This window comes from Candidatus Methylacidiphilales bacterium (assembly GCA_033875315.1).
In the GTDB taxonomy this organism is placed as follows: Bacteria; Verrucomicrobiota; Verrucomicrobiia; order Methylacidiphilales; family CAZTYG01; genus JANRJG01.
Genome location: JANRJG010000014.1, coordinates 45,637 through 62,421, shown reverse-complemented (window position 1 = coordinate 62,421; position 16,785 = coordinate 45,637). Strand labels below are relative to the sequence as shown.

At 62.0% G+C, this 16,785-nt stretch carries 17 protein-coding genes; 14 read left to right on the top strand and 3 right to left on the bottom strand.

From position 1 onward, the window contains the following. Nucleotides 1–31 precede the first annotated feature (31 nt). The 4 genes from SFU85_04890 to SFU85_04875 all read left to right on the top strand — a co-directional run bounded on the left by SFU85_04890 (nucleotide 32) and on the right by SFU85_04875 (nucleotide 2,759). A complete protein-coding gene (locus SFU85_04890; GenBank protein ID MDX6766104.1) occupies nucleotides 32–1,264 on the top strand; it encodes a response regulator in 1,233 nt (410 codons plus the stop codon). Further along, entirely contained in the window at nucleotides 1,261–2,004 is a 744-nt protein-coding gene (locus SFU85_04885; protein ID MDX6766103.1) for a methyltransferase domain-containing protein, read from the top strand. Before SFU85_04890 ends, SFU85_04885 begins: the two co-directional genes overlap by 4 nt. Before the next feature lie 10 nt (nucleotides 2,005–2,014). Then, a complete protein-coding gene (locus SFU85_04880) occupies nucleotides 2,015–2,425 on the top strand; it encodes a translation initiation factor (GenBank protein ID MDX6766102.1) in 411 nt (136 codons plus the stop codon). 97 nt (nucleotides 2,426–2,522) lie between these two features. Continuing rightward, complete coding sequence (locus SFU85_04875) at nucleotides 2,523–2,759, top strand: hypothetical protein (protein MDX6766101.1); 237 nt, start codon at nucleotides 2,523–2,525, stop codon at nucleotides 2,757–2,759. A gap of 15 nt (nucleotides 2,760–2,774) precedes the next feature. Here the strand turns inward: SFU85_04875 and SFU85_04870 are convergent, their stop codons facing one another. Continuing rightward, on the bottom strand, nucleotides 2,775–5,192 hold the full coding sequence (locus SFU85_04870) for a DUF3857 domain-containing transglutaminase family protein (GenBank protein ID MDX6766100.1): 2,418 nt from the start codon (nucleotides 5,190–5,192) through the stop codon (nucleotides 2,775–2,777). Nucleotides 5,193–5,233: 41 nt separating this feature from the next. Beyond that, nucleotides 5,234–6,049 carry a DNA-formamidopyrimidine glycosylase family protein gene (locus SFU85_04865; GenBank protein MDX6766099.1) on the bottom strand — a complete coding sequence of 272 codons (816 nt, stop codon included), beginning with the start codon at nucleotides 6,047–6,049 and terminating at the stop codon, nucleotides 5,234–5,236. 120 nt (nucleotides 6,050–6,169) lie between these two features. Here SFU85_04865 and SFU85_04860 point away from each other — a divergent pair, with 120 nt between their 5' ends. Further along, on the top strand, nucleotides 6,170–6,595 hold the full coding sequence (locus tag SFU85_04860; protein MDX6766098.1) for a hypothetical protein: 426 nt from the start codon (nucleotides 6,170–6,172) through the stop codon (nucleotides 6,593–6,595). A 49-nt stretch (nucleotides 6,596–6,644) separates the two neighbouring features. On the opposite strand, the gene larE is transcribed toward SFU85_04860, so the two are convergent. Next, nucleotides 6,645–7,442 (bottom strand): ATP-dependent sacrificial sulfur transferase LarE, encoded by a 798-nt coding sequence (gene larE, locus SFU85_04855; GenBank protein MDX6766097.1) that lies wholly within the window; start codon nucleotides 7,440–7,442, stop codon nucleotides 6,645–6,647. Nucleotides 7,443–7,504: 62 nt separating this feature from the next. Here larE and SFU85_04850 point away from each other — a divergent pair, with 62 nt between their 5' ends. From SFU85_04850 to SFU85_04810, 9 genes are all read left to right on the top strand, one after another. Beyond that, entirely contained in the window at nucleotides 7,505–8,743 is a 1,239-nt protein-coding gene (locus SFU85_04850; GenBank protein MDX6766096.1) for an aspartate kinase, read from the top strand. 107 nt (nucleotides 8,744–8,850) lie between these two features. Next, nucleotides 8,851–9,990 (top strand): cysteine desulfurase family protein, encoded by a 1,140-nt coding sequence (locus SFU85_04845; GenBank protein ID MDX6766095.1) that lies wholly within the window; start codon nucleotides 8,851–8,853, stop codon nucleotides 9,988–9,990. A 55-nt stretch (nucleotides 9,991–10,045) separates the two neighbouring features. Then, nucleotides 10,046–11,083 carry an Mrp/NBP35 family ATP-binding protein gene (locus SFU85_04840; GenBank protein MDX6766094.1) on the top strand — a complete coding sequence of 346 codons (1,038 nt, stop codon included), beginning with the start codon at nucleotides 10,046–10,048 and terminating at the stop codon, nucleotides 11,081–11,083. A 172-nt stretch (nucleotides 11,084–11,255) separates the two neighbouring features. Continuing rightward, on the top strand, nucleotides 11,256–11,489 hold the full coding sequence (locus SFU85_04835; protein MDX6766093.1) for a hypothetical protein: 234 nt from the start codon (nucleotides 11,256–11,258) through the stop codon (nucleotides 11,487–11,489). Between the two features lie 51 nt (nucleotides 11,490–11,540). Beyond that, nucleotides 11,541–12,089 carry a bifunctional pyr operon transcriptional regulator/uracil phosphoribosyltransferase PyrR gene (gene pyrR / locus SFU85_04830; GenBank protein MDX6766092.1) on the top strand — a complete coding sequence of 183 codons (549 nt, stop codon included), beginning with the start codon at nucleotides 11,541–11,543 and terminating at the stop codon, nucleotides 12,087–12,089. Continuing rightward, a complete protein-coding gene (locus SFU85_04825; GenBank protein ID MDX6766091.1) occupies nucleotides 12,086–13,030 on the top strand; it encodes an aspartate carbamoyltransferase catalytic subunit in 945 nt (314 codons plus the stop codon). The genes pyrR and SFU85_04825 overlap by 4 nt, the downstream gene beginning before the upstream one ends. After that, entirely contained in the window at nucleotides 13,027–14,343 is a 1,317-nt protein-coding gene (locus SFU85_04820; GenBank protein MDX6766090.1) for a dihydroorotase, read from the top strand. Before SFU85_04825 ends, SFU85_04820 begins: the two co-directional genes overlap by 4 nt. A gap of 71 nt (nucleotides 14,344–14,414) precedes the next feature. Further along, nucleotides 14,415–15,572 (top strand): glutamine-hydrolyzing carbamoyl-phosphate synthase small subunit, encoded by a 1,158-nt coding sequence (gene carA, locus SFU85_04815; protein MDX6766089.1) that lies wholly within the window; start codon nucleotides 14,415–14,417, stop codon nucleotides 15,570–15,572. A 15-nt stretch (nucleotides 15,573–15,587) separates the two neighbouring features. Continuing rightward, on the top strand, nucleotides 15,588–16,088 hold the full coding sequence (locus SFU85_04810; protein ID MDX6766088.1) for an FHA domain-containing protein: 501 nt from the start codon (nucleotides 15,588–15,590) through the stop codon (nucleotides 16,086–16,088). The last annotated feature ends 697 nt before the right edge of the window (nucleotides 16,089–16,785 follow it).

The following is a 16,785-nucleotide window of genomic DNA, read 5'->3' as shown; positions in this document are numbered from 1 at the left end:
AGGTCAGGGCGGTAATACGGATGATCGCAGCATGGTCGAAGAGCCGACAGGCAGCGAGTCCGAGCTCCAAGAAATCCAGAAGCTGGAAATGTTGGGGCTGATGGCGGCCAGTGTTTCGCACCACCTGAACAACAAGCTGGCCCTCATCGTCGGGAACGTCGATGCGGTATTCAGCGAATCGGGAGAAAACCTCCGGGTCCAGGCGGCGCTGGCCGAGATCCGTTTGGCGGCATTGCAGGCGGGGGAATTCTGCCGCCAATTGGTCAACTATTCCCGCCGGGGCGGTGAAGACACCATCCTGGTTGATTTTTCCACCTTGATTGTCGATCTGGCATCCCTGTTGGCCATGTGCCTGCCGAAGCCGGTGGCGCTTCAGATCGCCTGCGAACCCGCCCTGCCCTCCGTCGAGGGACACCCCAACCAGATCCGGCAGGTGATGATCAATCTGGTCATCAATGCCTGTGCCTCGCTGCGAGAGGTCCAGGACCAGGTGCTTCTGCGCACGGCTAGGGTCGAGATTGATGCGGAGTTCCTCGCCTCCCTGCCGGACGCGGCCGGTGCCCGGCCCGGACCTTACGTGTTGCTGGAAGTGAGCGATACCGGACCTGGCCTGGATGCGCGGCAGGTGGAACAGTTGTTCGAACCTTTTCTGACGCCGGACATGGGCGGCATGGGTCTGGGGTTGGCGGTGGTCAGGGCCATCGTGCGGGCCCACCATGGGTTCCTTCAGGTACAAAGTGTTCGTGGCCAGGGAACCGCGGTGCAGGTCTACTGGCCGGCTGTCGTCGAGCCCGAGGCGGCGGCACCTGTGTTGGCAGAAACTCCCGTGGCTGCGCCGGAACCGACGGCGGACGGGACGGAAAGCGACCGGGGCAAGAAAGTTTTGTTGATCGACGATGATCCCCAGATCCTGGATGTCACCAGCAAAATGCTGAACAAAATCGGCTATCAGGTGGTCGCCGCGCCCGACGGCGTCTTGGGGGTGGAGCGTTTCATTGTCCACCGGAACGAACTTTCCTGCGTCATCCTCGACCTCAATATGCCCTACATGAACGGGGCGGAAACCCTGAAGAGCCTGCGCGAAGCGGGGTGTGAGTTGCCGGTGCTGGTTGCCAGCGGGTTCTCGCGTCTGCTCATCACCCAGGAAATGCGGGATCTTGGCATCGCTGCCTTCATGGAAAAGCCGTTCACGATGGAGGCCCTGGGTCGGACCTTGGATAAAATCTTCAATCCCGGGCCCGGATTGTTTGGCACGAGCGGATGAACGGATATTACGAATCTCCGTCGCTTCTGGGGCAATACCTGTTGCTTCATTACGGACGCCATGACGAAGTGTTAGGCTGGCCCGATGGCCCCGCGGCCGGCTTGGATTTCCCCGGGCGTTGTGCGGCCCGCTTGGGCCGGGCATTGGAAGGTAGACGGTGTGCCCGTTTCCTGGATCTGGGCTGCGCGGTCGGACGTTCGACGTTCGAGGCGTTGCGCTGGGCGGACGAGGCCGTGGGTTTGGATTACTCGGCCGCGTTCATCGCCGCGGCGGTTGAATTGTCGCAAGCGGGCCGCCTGCCCTTCCCCCGTCTCGACGAGGGTTTGATGACCACCGCCTTGGTGGCGGAAGTCCCGCCGGATCTGCCCCGTGAACGGGCCCGTTTTGTGCAGGGGGATGCGTGCTCGCCCGCACCCGGTCTGGGCAAGTTTGGCGCCGTGCTCCTGGCCAATCTGCTGTGCCGTCTGCCCGATCCCGGGCGCTGTCTGCGCGCGCTGCCCTCCCTGGTCGAGGCCGGGGGAGTGGTCATGATCACCACACCCTGTTCCTGGATGGAGGCATTCACTCCGCAAGACCGCTGGCTCGGTGGGGTGGACGCACCGACCCTGGATGGCATCCGGAGGGAAATGGAGCCGGCTTTCCAATTGCTGCAAACCGAGGAGATGCCTTTTCTCATCCGTGAACATGCCCGCAAATTCCAATGGAGCGTCGCCCAGGCCAGCTTCTGGCGGCGTGGTTGAGGGGACCTGCATGGCTCAACAAGGCTCGAAGAAAAAAATCCATCTGGACGCCACACCGGGTCCGATCCACAACCCTTTTGCCGCGTTGGATGCCGCTGGTTTGCCAGTAGGACCCAGCACTCTGGAACCTGCGCCCGATAAAGAAAAAGAGGGGCAGGACCCTGCGAAACTACGCCGGGGACGGGTGGTTTTGCGCAGGGAGACTGCCCAGCGAGGGGGCAAGACGGTGGTCGTGGCCGGTGGTTTTGAGGACACCCTTGATGAAGCCGAATTGGCCGAGTGGGCCCGCGCGCTGCGCAAGACTTGTGGTTGTGGCGGAACGGTGCGTGAACGGGAAATTGAAATTCAAGGAGACCAGCCGGGGCGAGTCGCCGCTTTTTTCCGGGAACTCGGATTCCGGGTGGCGGGTGTGGTTCAGTGATCATTTTCAATCTGCTATGCAAATACAATCTAATACGATAAACCTGCTTGCATTAGTTTGTTTACTTTAAAGTTAAACCGAGCCAGCATGGCCACGCATGAAAAACGGGCGGTTTCATTGTTTGGTGGGTGCGGTGATGAAAGCTGGCGAATTGAACGAATTGCGTTCCGAATTCCATCGCCGGCGACGCTGGTTCCCGCATATGGAACTGGTGGCACCCATCATCGATCTGGGCGACCGTTACACTTGCCCCCACCGTTTCTCCATCGGCAAAGGCCGGCATTTTTGTGTCTCGCAGTGCTACCTGCGGCATTTTGTTCCCGCGGCCAAGTAAAACCTGCCCGCGGGGTCAACGCATCCGAAAGCCCAGTGCGGTGGCTGGCACCAGGAGTGCCTGGAGCAACCACCAGAAGTGGCCCTCCGGTTTCATGATCCACACAGCGGTGACTGCGGCCAACGTGAACAGGGTCCAAAGGAGGGCAAGGGCGAACCGCTGCGGGGTGGTCCTCCGTGCTGCAATCAGCAATGGAACGGATGAGGCGGCCAGCCAGAGATTGAGGGCAAAATCCGTCTGGACGGCCATGGTGCTCCCCGACGCGGACCAGGCCGGATGGATGACCAGACGTAAACATGCGACCAGTCCGCCCAGCAGGATTATTCGGTGGAGCCACCGAATTGTGATTGGAGTGGCATGGGAGGTCCCGGCGGTTGCGGGGAGGGGCGGGGGCGTGGTTGCCAACGCGGCCCGGGTCCAACCGGCAGAGGCCAGCGCGGCAAAAAGAACCAGCAGCACCAACTGCAATTCCCGCCAGGAAGGCCAGGCCGGGGAATCTTTCCCAGTATGAAATGTGAGTGTGTGCCCTATGCTTTCAAGGGTTTGGTCGACGGCCCGGAAGTGTTCTTTCACTTCTCCCGGCAGGACGTGGTCCTTCTTGGTCCGGAAATGCTCCAGAAAGACGACGGTCCGTCCGTTGTTTTCGAGCGAGGTCTTTCGTTCAAGCCGGTATGCGGGTGAATCCATTTGGTCCGTCTCCTCATGGAGATTCCAGGGTTGCCACAGGTTCACACGGGTGAGCAGTCGCAGGTCGCGCGGGTGGTCGATGGAGAAAGGCGTCCGGCGGACGGCCTGGCTTGGTTTTTCCACCAGATCACGGATCATTTGCGGATAAAACTCCGCCTCGCGCGAACCGCTTTCGGTGGTCCGCCACAGTCCGTCCACCAGGTAGGATTCCGAGCATTCCACCGTGTTTGCTTCCGGGTCGTCCTTCCAGGACAGGGACTGGGCCATGCGGATGAAGCGGTGGGTGTGGGCGTAGTATTCGAGGTAGTCCTGTTGGAGTTTCTCCCGGCCGGAGGAGGCCATGTCATTTCGTGCCTCCTCGGCGGCGGCTCCCCGGTACACCGTGCGCACCGAAAAGAGGGTGGGACCATCGGGAGTTTGGCAGTCGTAGCTTTCGGTGACCTCGGTCCGGGGCATGGATTCGGGTGTCGGGTGCATGTCCACCAAGTCGGACTCCCCCTCCCGCACCAACAGGGCACGGCCGTAGTCCTCAACATAAATTTGCGACAACGGCCCGCGCTGGAGGGTGCGGGTGGGGTCGAGGAAAAGCAATGTTCCCTCCCACTCCAGGGCGGCCACGACATGGTCGAAATCGTAGGGGGAGGGCAGCCAGTCGGAGATGGTGTGGCGCGATTCGGTGTTGACCAGTGCGGGCCAGGCCTTGAGGCCGAGTTCGCGCAGGAGGGTGATGAAAAGCAGGCTCTTGTCCTTGCAGTCACCGAAGCGTCTTTGCAGCACGGTGGAGGGGGGATTGGGCCGGTGCGAACCGGCCCCCATTTCGATGCCGAGATATCGGATCTCGTCCTGGACGAAACGGAGCGCGTAGAGGACCTGCTGTTCGGGCTTCCCTGCGGCCCGGCAGGCCTGGACCAATTGGCGCCACTCGCCGGAAGTTGGTGCTTCTGAGCGGTAGAGCGGAAGGGCCCAGGCCGCGGTTTCGGCCCATCGGGCGTGTTCGCCCAGGTCGATCCAGGGTTTTTCATCGGACCAGGACGGCTGCGAAGGTTCATCGTGCCAGGGTTTGGTGGCGGTCCAGTGCCAGGACCAGACCACACCCGGCCCGCCGGCGGCGATGGTGGGTTCCGGGGCGCCATTGTGCAGGCGGTATTGGATGGGGCGGTTGGCGGGGACCCGGACCATTAGGCGCATCTCCTGCACCGGGTAATCACCCGTGGCCAAAAAGGAGTCGAAGAAAAGACCTTTCATGGTTGGGTGAACACCGGTTATGGTCCAGGACCAGTCGACCACATCGCCGACACGGATGTCCTCCAAGTGGACGGAAAGCATGAGACGCCCGTCCAGCAGGTGGTAATCCATTTCCTCCTCCCGTTGCAGGACACGGATTTCCGCCCGCGCGGTGCGGTCATCCGTCCGCCCCGCACGGATGACCCTCAGGTGGTGGAGGGTGACTTGTTCAAACGCCGGATCAAAGGTCAACCGCACTTCGGATCCGTTCTGGATGCCTGTCTCGGAAACAATTTGGGTGGCCTCACGACGGTAAACCGACGCCGTGGCCGGGTCGCATTGCCGCTCAATCAAAAGGCGATGAACCCCGTCGACGATCTGGTCCAGGGGCGCCTGTCCGGGGGCGGAGGCTTCGTGGATCTCGACCCAAGAAGCGGGTGCGGCGATGCGGTAGGCGGGTTCGGGTGCGGCGGCGAGGAGCGCGCCAGCCGGGCAAAGGATGAAAAACAGGATACGCCGCACAACGATGTTTACCCTTTTTTGCGCGGACGGGGCAAGGTTTGTCAGGTGCGCCGGTCGCTTCGTCCGGCTGGCTGACGGGCGGGCGACCAACAAGTGGTGCGGCCGGCGATGGTCGCCCTTGCCAGGGGCGCACCGGTGAGCGGGCAGTGGCCGCCTTCTTTCCACCGGTGGTTGAACAGCCAAGTGTCCGGGGGAGTTCCCCAAGAACGACCGATGACGCGGAGGGCATCGCGGCAAACCTTGACGGTTTCGTGATGCAGGGTTTTCGATTCGTCGGCGGTCAGTGAGCCCGCCTGTCGGGCGGGGTGGAGGGCCGAACGCCAGAGGATTTCGTCGGCCATCCAATTGCCGACGCCCGGAAAAGCCTCCTGCATGAGGAGAACCGCCTTGACCGGACTGCGCGGGTGCTTTTGCAGGAGGGCGCGGACACGGGCGGTGGTGAACCGGCGGTCGGTTGGTTGTGGGGGCAGGTCGGACCAGGCGGCGGGTTCCGAGCCTTCACCGGCTTGCACTTCTCCGAACATCCGGGGATCGGTCAGCACCAGGTCGGTTTGCGCGAAGTGGAGCACCAGGTGTTCGTGGGGCGCCTGGGCGGAGCCGGGACGTCTGGAACTTAACGATCCACTCATGCCCAAATGAACCGTCAGCCAGGCCCGGCCGGCAAAACGAAACAGCATGATTTTGCCATGGGTTTCAATCCCGGTGAGTTTTTGTCCGGTCAGCCACCCCGACAGACGATGCGGTTGGGTGCGGCGGAAGATCCTTGCCCGTGGGTGCAGATGGATGCCTGAAACCACCTGTCCAAGACCGGGATTCCATTGGCGGCTGTAATAGCGGACTTCGGCCAATTCAGGCATGGCAATACGCCATCCTGCCAGATAATGCCACTTTTGCCATTGTCTTCCGGAAGATTCTCCCCAAAATGAAAAAGTAAGGCGATGCGATAGGCAATCAGGCAAATACGCAGATTGGCAGCGATGAAACTATCCGATATTCCCGACTTGGCCGAGTTCGAGCGTTACGCACTGGCCCACGAACACTGCCAGACCACGCAAGAGACCTACCACGCGGTGCTTTCCCTGGTTGATTTGATTGCCAACGACGGCAACGCGCCCAGCGGGGCCATCGGCTCGCCTCCGCCCAACCCTTCGAGCCCGGAATTTTTGGAACGCCTGACCCGCAAGTGCGCCATTGTCGAGGAATCGACCCGTTTGATCTGGGCCTGCGCCGCCGCCACGGACCACATCCATCCGCGCATTTGGGAAGAGCCTCCGACCTTGGAGCAGGCCTTGGATTACTTCCACGGATTGGAAGATCTGGACTGGATGGCCCGCACCCACGAACACCGCCTCCGTTGGAGCCAGACTTCGGTCCAAGGCCAATCCCCCCAGATCCCTGCCTGAACGCTTCCTGCGTTCTCGGGTTGATCCCGCTGGCCCTGCCCCGGATTTTTTATCTCAGCGAAGCGCCCTGATAACCCGTGGGGTCGAATGCCACATCGTCAAAGCCCAGTTCCAGCAGCGATCTTCGTAGTTCACTCGACAAGGCCGGTTCCAGCAGGCGGGGGGTTTCAAGGGGGGAAACTTGGACCAGGGCGCTGCGGTCCAGATGACGGACGCGCACGATGCGGAAGCCTGCCCGTGATACCAGGGACTCGGCCGCTTCGACCCGGCGCAATTTTTCCGGCGTGACCTCCAGTCCGGTGGGGATGCGCGAGGCCAGGCAGGGTTGGGCCGGCTTGTCGGCAACCCCCAGCCCGGCCTCCCGGGCCAGGGTCCGGATTTCGGCCTTGGTCAATCCGGCGTCCCGCAGAGGCGCGAGCACGGCGAATTCCCGTGCGGCTTCCTGGCCCGGGCGGAATTCACCTGCGTCGTCCGCATTTTCTCCATAAGCCACGGCCCGGAACCCTTCCTTTTGCGCCAGTTCGTGCAGCTGGCCGAAGAGCTCGTGTTTGCAAAAATAACACCGGTTGAGCGGGTTGGCTTGATAGCGTGGGTCTTCGACTTCGGTCGTCCGCACCACGCGCACGGGAAGGCCATGTTCCCGAGCAAAGGTGGTGGCTTCTTCCAACTCGCTGCGCTTGAGACTTGGAGAATCGGCCAGTGCCCCGCTGACTGAAGTTCCCAAAACGTGGACCGCGCGCCAGAGCAGGAAGGCACTGTCCACGCCGCCGGAGTAGGCCACCAGCAGGGGGGCGTGCAGGCGCAGGATGCGGTCCAATTCTTCCACTTTGGCTGCGGTTGCTTCCACAACAATTCTTATAGCAGATTTACGGGAATTTGATACTTTTACGCCTCTTTGTCCTGAAATTCATGGCCACCATTGTCCAGAAATACGGCGGCACCTCGGTCGGCAACCCCGAACGCATCCGCAATGTCGCGCGCCGCGTCGCCCGTGACCACCAAGCGGGCCACCAAGTTGTGGTCGTGGTTTCAGCCATGTCCGGGGTGACCGATTCCCTGATCAAGCTCGCCCGCGAGGTCACCCCCGAGCCCAGCGACCGCGAGATGGACATGCTGCTGGCCACCGGGGAACAGACCACCATTGCCCTGACCGCAATGGCCTTGCATGCCATCGGCGTTCCCGCTGTTTCCCTCACCGGGGCCCAGGCCGGGATCGTGACCGACGGCAAGCACACCCGGGCAAAAATTTCCAACATCACCCCCGCCGCCGTGCGCAAACACCTTCAAGAAGGCAGCGTGGTCATCATTGCCGGTTTCCAGGGCCAGACCCACGAGGGGCATATCACCACCCTCGGCCGCGGCGGCTCCGATCTCACCGCCATCGCCATGGCCGCCGCCATCAAGGCCGACCTCTGCCAGATATTCACCGACGTGGACGGTGTTTACAGCGCCGACCCCCGCGTCGTGCCCGACGCGCGCAAGATCGAGGTCATTTCCTACGACGAGATGCTCGAGATGGCCAGTTCGGGATCGAAGGTCATGCAGTCGCGCTCGGTTGAATTTGCCAGCAAGTTCGGAGTCGTTTTCGAGGTACGTTCCAGCTTCAATGATGAGCCGGGAACCCTCGTCACACAGGAGCAGCCAGATATGGAACATGTCGTCGTCCGCGGAGTCAGTGTCGAAAAAAACCAGGCCAAGGTCACCGTGGCCGCCCTGCCGGACCAGCCCGGCGTGGCCGCCCGCCTTTTCAACGCCATCGCCGAAAGCGGGGCCAACATCGACATGATCGTACAGAACGTTTCCAGCACCGAAGCCGGGGGCGGCAAAGGCCAGACCGACCTCACCTTCACCCTGCCCAAGGACGATGTGCGCCGCATCCGCCCGATCATCGACACTTTCAAGAAGGAATCCCTGGCCGGCGAAGTGCAGATCCAGGAGGGCATCGCCAAAGTTTCGGTGGTGGGCATCGGGATGCGCAGCTACAGCGGTGTGGCGGCCAATCTTTTCAGCGCGCTGGCCGAAGCGGGAATCAACATCCAGATGATTTCCACCAGTGAGATCAAGATCTCCGTGGTGGTCGATGAGGCCCGGGCCAACGATGCCGCGAAAGCCGCCCACGCAAAATTCGGCCTCCACCGCACCGGATGACACCGGCCTCGATTCTTGGAATTTGTCACCGGGGGCATGGCCTCTGACCGATTGGGTCGGTCAAGCGGCGAGCATGCTCCTCAGTCTGGTTATTCAGGGGGTTTGATTTGATCTATCTCGACCATCTGGCCGCCACTCCCCTCCTGCCGGAAGCACGGGCGGCGATGGAGCCCTTTCTGGGCGGGCAATTCGGCAATCCCACCCACCTGCACCGGATGGGGCTGGCGGCGGCGGAAGCCCTCCGTGCCGCACGCGGGGAAGCCGCGGTGTTGCTCCGGGCCCGGCCGGACGAGATCACCTTCACCTCCAGCGGCACGGAATGCGCCAACTGGGTGCTGAAGGGTCTGGCTGGCAAAAAGCCATCCGGCCACCTCATCCTCACCGAGGCCGAACATCCCGCCCTGCACGACACCGCCCTTTTCCTGGAGCGGAGTGGATTTTCGGTCACATGGGTTCCTGTGGATGGTGAGGGAAAGGCCGATCCCGCCGCTTTCCGCGCGGCGCTGCGGCCGGAAACCTTCCTGCTCGCCACCCATGTTTCCAACCACGACAGCGGGGCCATCCAGGATCTTTCCGCCATCGGGGCGGTGGCGCGTGAAGCGGGGGTGCCTTTCTTCGCTGATGCCACCACGGCGGGCGGCTGGATCGACTTGGATGTTTCGGTTCTGCCGGTGGATTTCCTCAGTCTCTCGCCGCACCGCTTCCATGGACCGAAAGGCGTGGGGATTCTCTACCAGCGCACCGGACAGGTCCTCGGGCCTTTGCTCCACGGTGGCAGGCAGGAGGATGGACGGCGCGGGGGCACGGAAAATGTCGCCGGGATCACCGGGGCGGGTGTGGCCTGTCATTGGGCTGGCGTCAATTTACCCGCCCGGACCGCGGAGGTGGGCCTGCTCCGGGATGCACTTTGGGAATCGTTGCGGTCGCAGGTGCCGGACGCGCGCATCAACGGACCGGTTCCCGGTCCCGGGCGTGATCCGCGCCATCTCAGCGTCAGTTTCGAAGGAGTAGAGGCCGAATCCCTGATGTTGCTGCTTGATCTGCGCGGCGTCCTGGTGACGGCGGCCTCCGGTTGCCTGGGACCCGGGGAAAAGTACTCACGGGTCTTGCGGGTGATGGGTTTGGACAAAGGGCGCATCCGGTCCGCCATCCTCATGGCACCCGGCCCGGGCCAGACGCTCGACGATATCGAGCGGGCTTCGGCAATCATGGCCGGAGCGGTGGAAAAGATCCGCGGCATGGGTTGAAACGGAGATGGAACAGACTTGCGTTTCGGCGATCCGACCGCACTTTGATTAGCCCATGATCACCGAACAGGATGTGCGCAGCGCACTCGGCCAAGTCAAGTATCCCGGCTTCAGCCGTGACATCATTTCCTTCGGCTTGGTCAAGGGCGTGGTCATCGAGGCCGGCAAGGTGGGCGTCCTCCTCGAAGTCACCACCTCCGATGCCCAGGTTCCCAGGCAGTTGGAAGCCGCCATTCGTGAGTCCTTGGGCAACCTGCCCGGCGTCCGGGCCGTGGAGGTGGACATCCGCGTCACCAGCCCGATGAAAGCCGTGACCGAAGGGACCCAGCAGGGCATCCCGGGGGTGCGGCACATCATCGCCGTGGCCAGTGGCAAAGGAGGCGTGGGCAAGTCCACCGTGGCCTCCAACTTGGCTGTGGCGTTGCAATTGCGGGGGCTGAAAGTCGGGCTCCTCGACTGCGACCTCTACGGGCCGAGCATGGGCCTGATGTTCGGCACCGCGGAACGTCCCACCGTGACCGAGGACGAGCGGATCAATCCGATCGAACAATACGGTTTGAAGTTGATGGGCATGAGTTTCCTCATCGAGGACGAGGCCCCGGTGATCCTGCGCGGCCCGATGGTGACCCGCTACACCCAGCAATTCCTCCGTCAAGTGAACTGGGGGGAACTGGACGTGCTGGTGCTCGACCTGCCTCCGGGCACGGGGGACATCCAATTGACGATTGTGCAAACCGTGGCCCTGGCCGGCGCGGTCATTGTGACCACGCCGCAGGAAGTGGCCCTCATCGATGCGCGCAAGGCGGTGAAGATGTTCGAGAAGGTCAACGTCAAGGTGCTCGGCCTGGTGGAGAACATGAGCTTCTTTGCCTGTCCCAGTGACGGGAAAAAGTATTTCCTCTTCGGTGAGGAAGGCGGCAAGCGCGAGGCGGCCCGACTCGGGGTGCCCCTGTTGGGGGAAATCCCCATCGATATCGACACCCGCAAGGGCGGCGACACCGGTCGTCCGGTGGTGTTGTCCGGGGAGGGGTCGTTGGTGGCAAAGGCCTTCCGGCAGGCCGCGGAGAAGCTGGCCGGCCTGCTGCCCCGTTGAGCAAGCTTGGGCAAAAGGTTTCTTCCAATTTTTCTCCCATTGCCAAGCGGCGCGGCAAAAATAGGTTATACTGTTGGTGTGACGGTAATGGATCAGGCAAGCAAAACATAAGTTCTAATCATATTGACAGAACCGGTCTTCGAACCTGTAATTTAAGGCACTCGCATCCGACATGAGTGGACAGAACCCAGACAACGACAGTTTCTTCCGCAACTCGGCCCTATACCGCGAATTTCTGGCGGAGCGTGAAGAAATCCTGAAGCACAAGTGGATCGAGAGCGAGAAACTTGGCCAGGATATTGGATTTGAAAAGGCCCTGCTGGACTGGATCGTCAAGCACCGGGCGGGTTGGCGCCTTCAGCGCCAATCGATGGGTCAGGAACACCCGGCACAGCAACACAATTGAGCGCAACCGATAAGCGCCTTTAAATCGGCCCTGCGAGGCCGGAAAGGTGGAATGAGCAAGACCCGGAATATCTGGGAGGCGGCCGACATGGCGCGCTCCCTGAACCGCCTCGCGCACGAGGTGTTGGAGCGCAATCCCCCCGAGCGTCCGATCGCCCTGGTGGGCATCCAGACCCGGGGCGTCCCTCTGGCCGCGCGCCTCACCGCCCTCATCCGGCAGTTTGACCCCGCGCGGGTTCTGCCCGAACCGGGTCGGTTGGACATCTCCTTCCACCGCGATGATCTGGCCGCGCCCGTTCCGAAAGAAACCGACATTCGGTTCGATCTCAACGGGCTGACGGTGATCCTGGTCGATGACGTTCTTTACACAGGGCGGACCATCCGGGCGGCCCTCAACGCTCTGACCGACCTGGGCCGTCCACGGGCCATCCAATTGGCTGTGTTGGTGGACCGCGGGCACCGCGAGCTTCCCATCCGCGCCGATTACGTGGGCAAGAACCTGCCGACCACACGCGGGCAAGAGGTCATCGTGCGGGTCAAGGAAGTGGATGGAAGCGACGAAGTGGTGCTCCAGGAAGGCCGGGAAAGGGAGGCTTCATGAAGTGGGAGAGAAAGGATCTGATCGAGATCCGCGACCTCAAGGAGGCGGAACTCCATCTGTTGCTCGACACGGCGTCCGCGTTCAAGAACATCCTGGGCCGCCCGATCAAGAAGGTGCCATCCTTGCGCGGTCGCACAGTCGTCAACCTCTTCATTGAGCCCAGCACCCGCACCCGCGCCTCCTTCGAGCTGGCGGCCCAGCGGTTGAGTGCCGACGTCCTGAGTATTTCCAAGGAAGGCAGCAGTATCCGCAAGGGCGAGACGCTCAAGGACACCGCCCTCAACCTCCAAGCCCTCAACGCCGATTTCATCATCCTCCGGCACAGCGCCGCCGGGGCGGCCCGTTTCCTGGCCGACCGGCTCGAGTCCTCGGTCATCAACGCCGGTGACGGCTCGCACGAACACCCCACCCAGGCCCTTCTGGATGTCTTCACCATCCGGGAAAAACTGGGAACCGTGCAGGGCAAACACGTCCTCGTCCTCGGCGACATCCTCTTCAGCCGGGTGGCGCGCTCGAACATCTTCGCCCTCCTCAAGCTGGGCGCTCGGGTCACCCTGGCCGGGCCCTCCACCCTGGTCCCGGTGATTTTCCGCGAGATGGGAGTCAGGGTGGAACATGACCTGGACAAGGTATTGCCTGAGGTGGATGTCATCAACCTCCTGCGCATCCAGCATGAACGCCAGCGCAAGACCATGTTCCCTTCCCTCGGTGAATACACCGCCCTCTTCGGATTGACCTCCGAGCGGTTTGCCCGCTGCCGCCCGGATGTGCTCATCATGCACCCCGGGCCGATCAACCGCGGGATCGAGATTGCCAGCGAGATCGCCGACGGTCCCAATTCCGTCATCCTCGAACAGGTGACCAACGGACTTGCGGTCCGCATGGCTGTTCTCTACCTGCTCAGCGGGGGCGGTCCGATGGATCCGGGAGGTGCTTCATGAAAGGGGCTTTGATCCTCAAAGGCGGGCGGGTCATCGACCCTTCCCGCGCCATCGACGAGCAACGGGACGTGCGGGTGCTCGATGGCCGCATCGTCGAATCCCTGCCGCCAAACATCCCGGTGGAGACCATCGATGTCTCGAAGTATGTCGTCTGCCCCGGTCTGATCGACATCCATGTGCATTTGCGCGAGCCCGGACAGTCGGCCAAGGAAACCATCGCCACCGGCACGCGGGCCGCGGCCGCGGGCGGGTTCACCACCGTGGTGGCCATGCCCAACACCAGCCCGCCCGCCGACGCCCCCAACACCATCGCCTGGATCAAGGCCAGGGCCGCCGAACAGGCTGTCGTCAATGTCCTCCCCACCGGCTGCATCTCCCAGGGGATGCAGGGGGAAATGCTGGCCCCGATCGGCTCTCTCAAGCGCGCGGGGGTGGTGGCCATCACCGACGACGGCCGCTGCATCCAGAACAACGAGCTCATGCGGCGCGCCCTGGAATACGCCAAAATGTTCGACCTCACGGTCATGGACCACTGCCAGGACTACACCCTGACCGCCGACGGGGTCATGAACGAGGGTTATTGGTCGGCGCTGCTCGGCCTGCGCGGCTGGCCGGCCATCGCCGAGGAGATCATCATCGCCCGCAACGCCCTGCTCTCCGAGCTGACCGGCTGCCGGGTCCACTGCCAGCATGTCACCACCGCGGGCGGGGTGCGCATCATCCGCGAGGCCAAGGAACGCGGCGTGCTCATTTCCGGCGAGGTTTGCCCGCACCACATCACCCTCACGGATGAGTCGCTTCAATCCTACGACACCGATTTCAAGATGAACCCGCCCCTGCGCACGCCGCGCGACATCCAGGCCCTGATCCAGGGGGTGCGGGACGGGACGATCGAGATCCTGGCCAGCGACCACGCCCCGCACTGCGCGTTCGAGAAGGAAGTGGAGTTCGACGACGCCCCCTTCGGCATCGTGGGCCTGGAGACCGAATTGGGCATCTTCCTCAACACCCTGGTGCATGGCGGGGTCCTGACCCTATCGGAAATGATCTCCCGCTTGACCGACCGTCCGGCCAGGTTGCTCGGGTTGGACCGGGGCACACTGGCTCCCGGGGCGGTGGCCGACATCACCGTCATCGATCCGGATCTGGCCTGGACGGTGGACAAAGGAAAGTTTGAATCCCGGTCGAAAAACACCCCGTTCCATGGCATGAACCTGAAGGGCCGGGCCGTGCGGACGATCGTGGGGGGGCGCAGCGTCTGGACGCTGGAAAACGGGATCATGGAGAAGGGGATGGACGGGAACAACGGATAAGCACCTGGAAAAGCTGAAATTCCGCCTGTTTCTTTCCGGACGGGTGGGCATAAGGGAATCTGGACAAGCACATGAAAGCAATTTTGGCATTGGAAGACGGCACGGTGTTCGAGGGGATATCCTTCGGGGCCGGGGGCACGGTGGAGGGGGAGATTTGCTTCAACACCTCGATGACCGGCTACCAGGAGATCCTGACCGACCCCTCCTACAAGGGACAGATCGTCACCCTCACCTATCCGGAGATCGGCAACTACGGCACCAGCCCGCAGGATGTCGAATCCCACCGCCCGCACGCTTCCGGGCTGGTGGTGCGGGAGTTGTCCCCCATCGCGAGCAATTTCCGCAGCCGCAAGACCCTGGCCGATTACCTCCGGGACAACGGCATCCCCGGCATCAAACACGTCGACACCCGGGCCCTGACCAAGAAGCTCCGGGTGCAGGGGGCGATGAAAAGCGTACTGACCACGGAACTCGACGCGGCCGGGGCGGTCGACCGTGCCCGCGCCTGGCACGGTCTGGTCGGGGTCGACTACGTCAAGGAAGTCACCTGCAAAGAACCGTTCTCCTGGGATGAGGAGGGACTGGATTCACCCACCTGGTTTGACGACAACCAGAAGGCACTGCAGCCGGGCATCGACCGCCTGCCCCCGGTGGCTTACCGCATCGTGGCCTACGATTTCGGGATCAAATACAACATCCTGCGTCGGCTGCGCGAGCAGGGTTTCGGCATCACCGTGGTGCCGGCGACGACGAAGGCCGGGGAAGTGCTCAAGCTGAATCCGGACGGGGTGTTTCTTTCCAACGGCCCCGGAGACCCGGCGGCGGTGACTTATGCCCACGAAGCGGTGCGCGGATTGATGGGCAAAGTCCCCTTGTTCGGCATTTGCCTTGGCCACCAGATCCTCGGGCATGCGGTGGGAGCGGGAACGTTCAAACTCAAGTTCGGTCACCGGGGCGGCAACCAACCGGTCAAGGACCTGGCCACCGGACAGGTCAAAATCACCTCGCAGAACCACGGCTTTGCCGTGAATTCCGACAAGCTGGATCCCAAGGAAATCGAACTGACCCATATCAACCTCAATGACGGGACCTGCGAGGGGATGCGGCACAAGGGCGCCTCGGCCTTCTCGGTCCAATACCATCCCGAGGCTTCGCCCGGGCCGCACGACGCGGGATACTTCTTCGAGCAGTTTCGCAAAGAAGTTGAACGGGCGCGGCAAACAAAGTAATTTTACCACTCATTTATGCCCAAGCTGATTGTCAAATCGCCGGAGTTCGCCGGGGTGGTGTTTGATCTCAACAAACCCTCGGTGACGATTGGTCGCGGGGAAGAGGACAACACCTATGCCTTGGCCCACCCGAGTGTTTCGACCCGCCATGCCGAATTCCGCCTCGAAAGCGGCGATTACCGCCTGATCGACCTGGGTTCGACCAATGGCACCCGGGTCAATGATGAGCGTATAACCGAGACGGTCCTGCGGAACCAGGACGTGGTCATGCTGGGCAACATGCTGATGACCTACGAGTCCGAGACATCTGCGGCGGCGGCCCCCATGCCCGTGGCCGAGACCCGGGTCAGCCTGCCCATCGGTGCCCAAACCGGGCGTCCGGCCAATTTCAAGAATCTGGCGCCTTTCCCCAAACCGAGGAAAAGCGCCGGCGGCTTTCCCATGCTGGTGTTGGTGGCATTCTTGGTCGCCCTCGGCGGTGCCGGCTTCCTGATCTTCAAGTTTCTCTCCCTCTGACCAAAAGGCTCCTGGCCTGCGCGTCTCCGTTGCCCGGGGAGAGAAAAGGACCGAAACAGCCCGGAGGCATCCCGAGGCAAAACCGATGCCATCCCCTCTTGTAGACGGGGAATCCTTTCCCCGTTTGCCTTTGGCTGTCGGCTGTCGGCTGTCGGCAAAAATCATCCATCAGAAACCCTAGATCCCGCATCCGGAATCCCGAATACAATCTGGTTTGTAGTTTCATATTTCTGCTTTTACGGCTCCCGCCGTGGTGCGGGATGGACTCCGTCCAGAGGACACGGCCACTTTGCGGCACGCACTCAAGTTTCAGCCTTCAGGTCTCGTCCCTCTGCCATTCGCCATTCAATCACCTCGACATCGGCTAGGGTGGGTTGCTAAACCGATCTCGATACAGGCAACCTCCCGAACTACATGACCCATGCCAACAAAGCCTTGGAGAGATGCAGGAATGCACCCCGTGATTGGGTAGGGAAGCTTGGCCACTATGAGAAACTTTCTGGTTCCGTGGCTGAACCCCTCTAGCCCTCCTGACCCCTCCCTCTTTCAAGGGGGTGCTAAACTAGTTGACATGAAAACGCCATAAACATATCGGTCCCCGAATTAGATTCGTTGATTTGTGATGATTTACACGGGGTTTGTTCAAATTTGGTTATTTTTTATTTTGACTGGGGTATACGGTGTTGTGCTAGTTAGT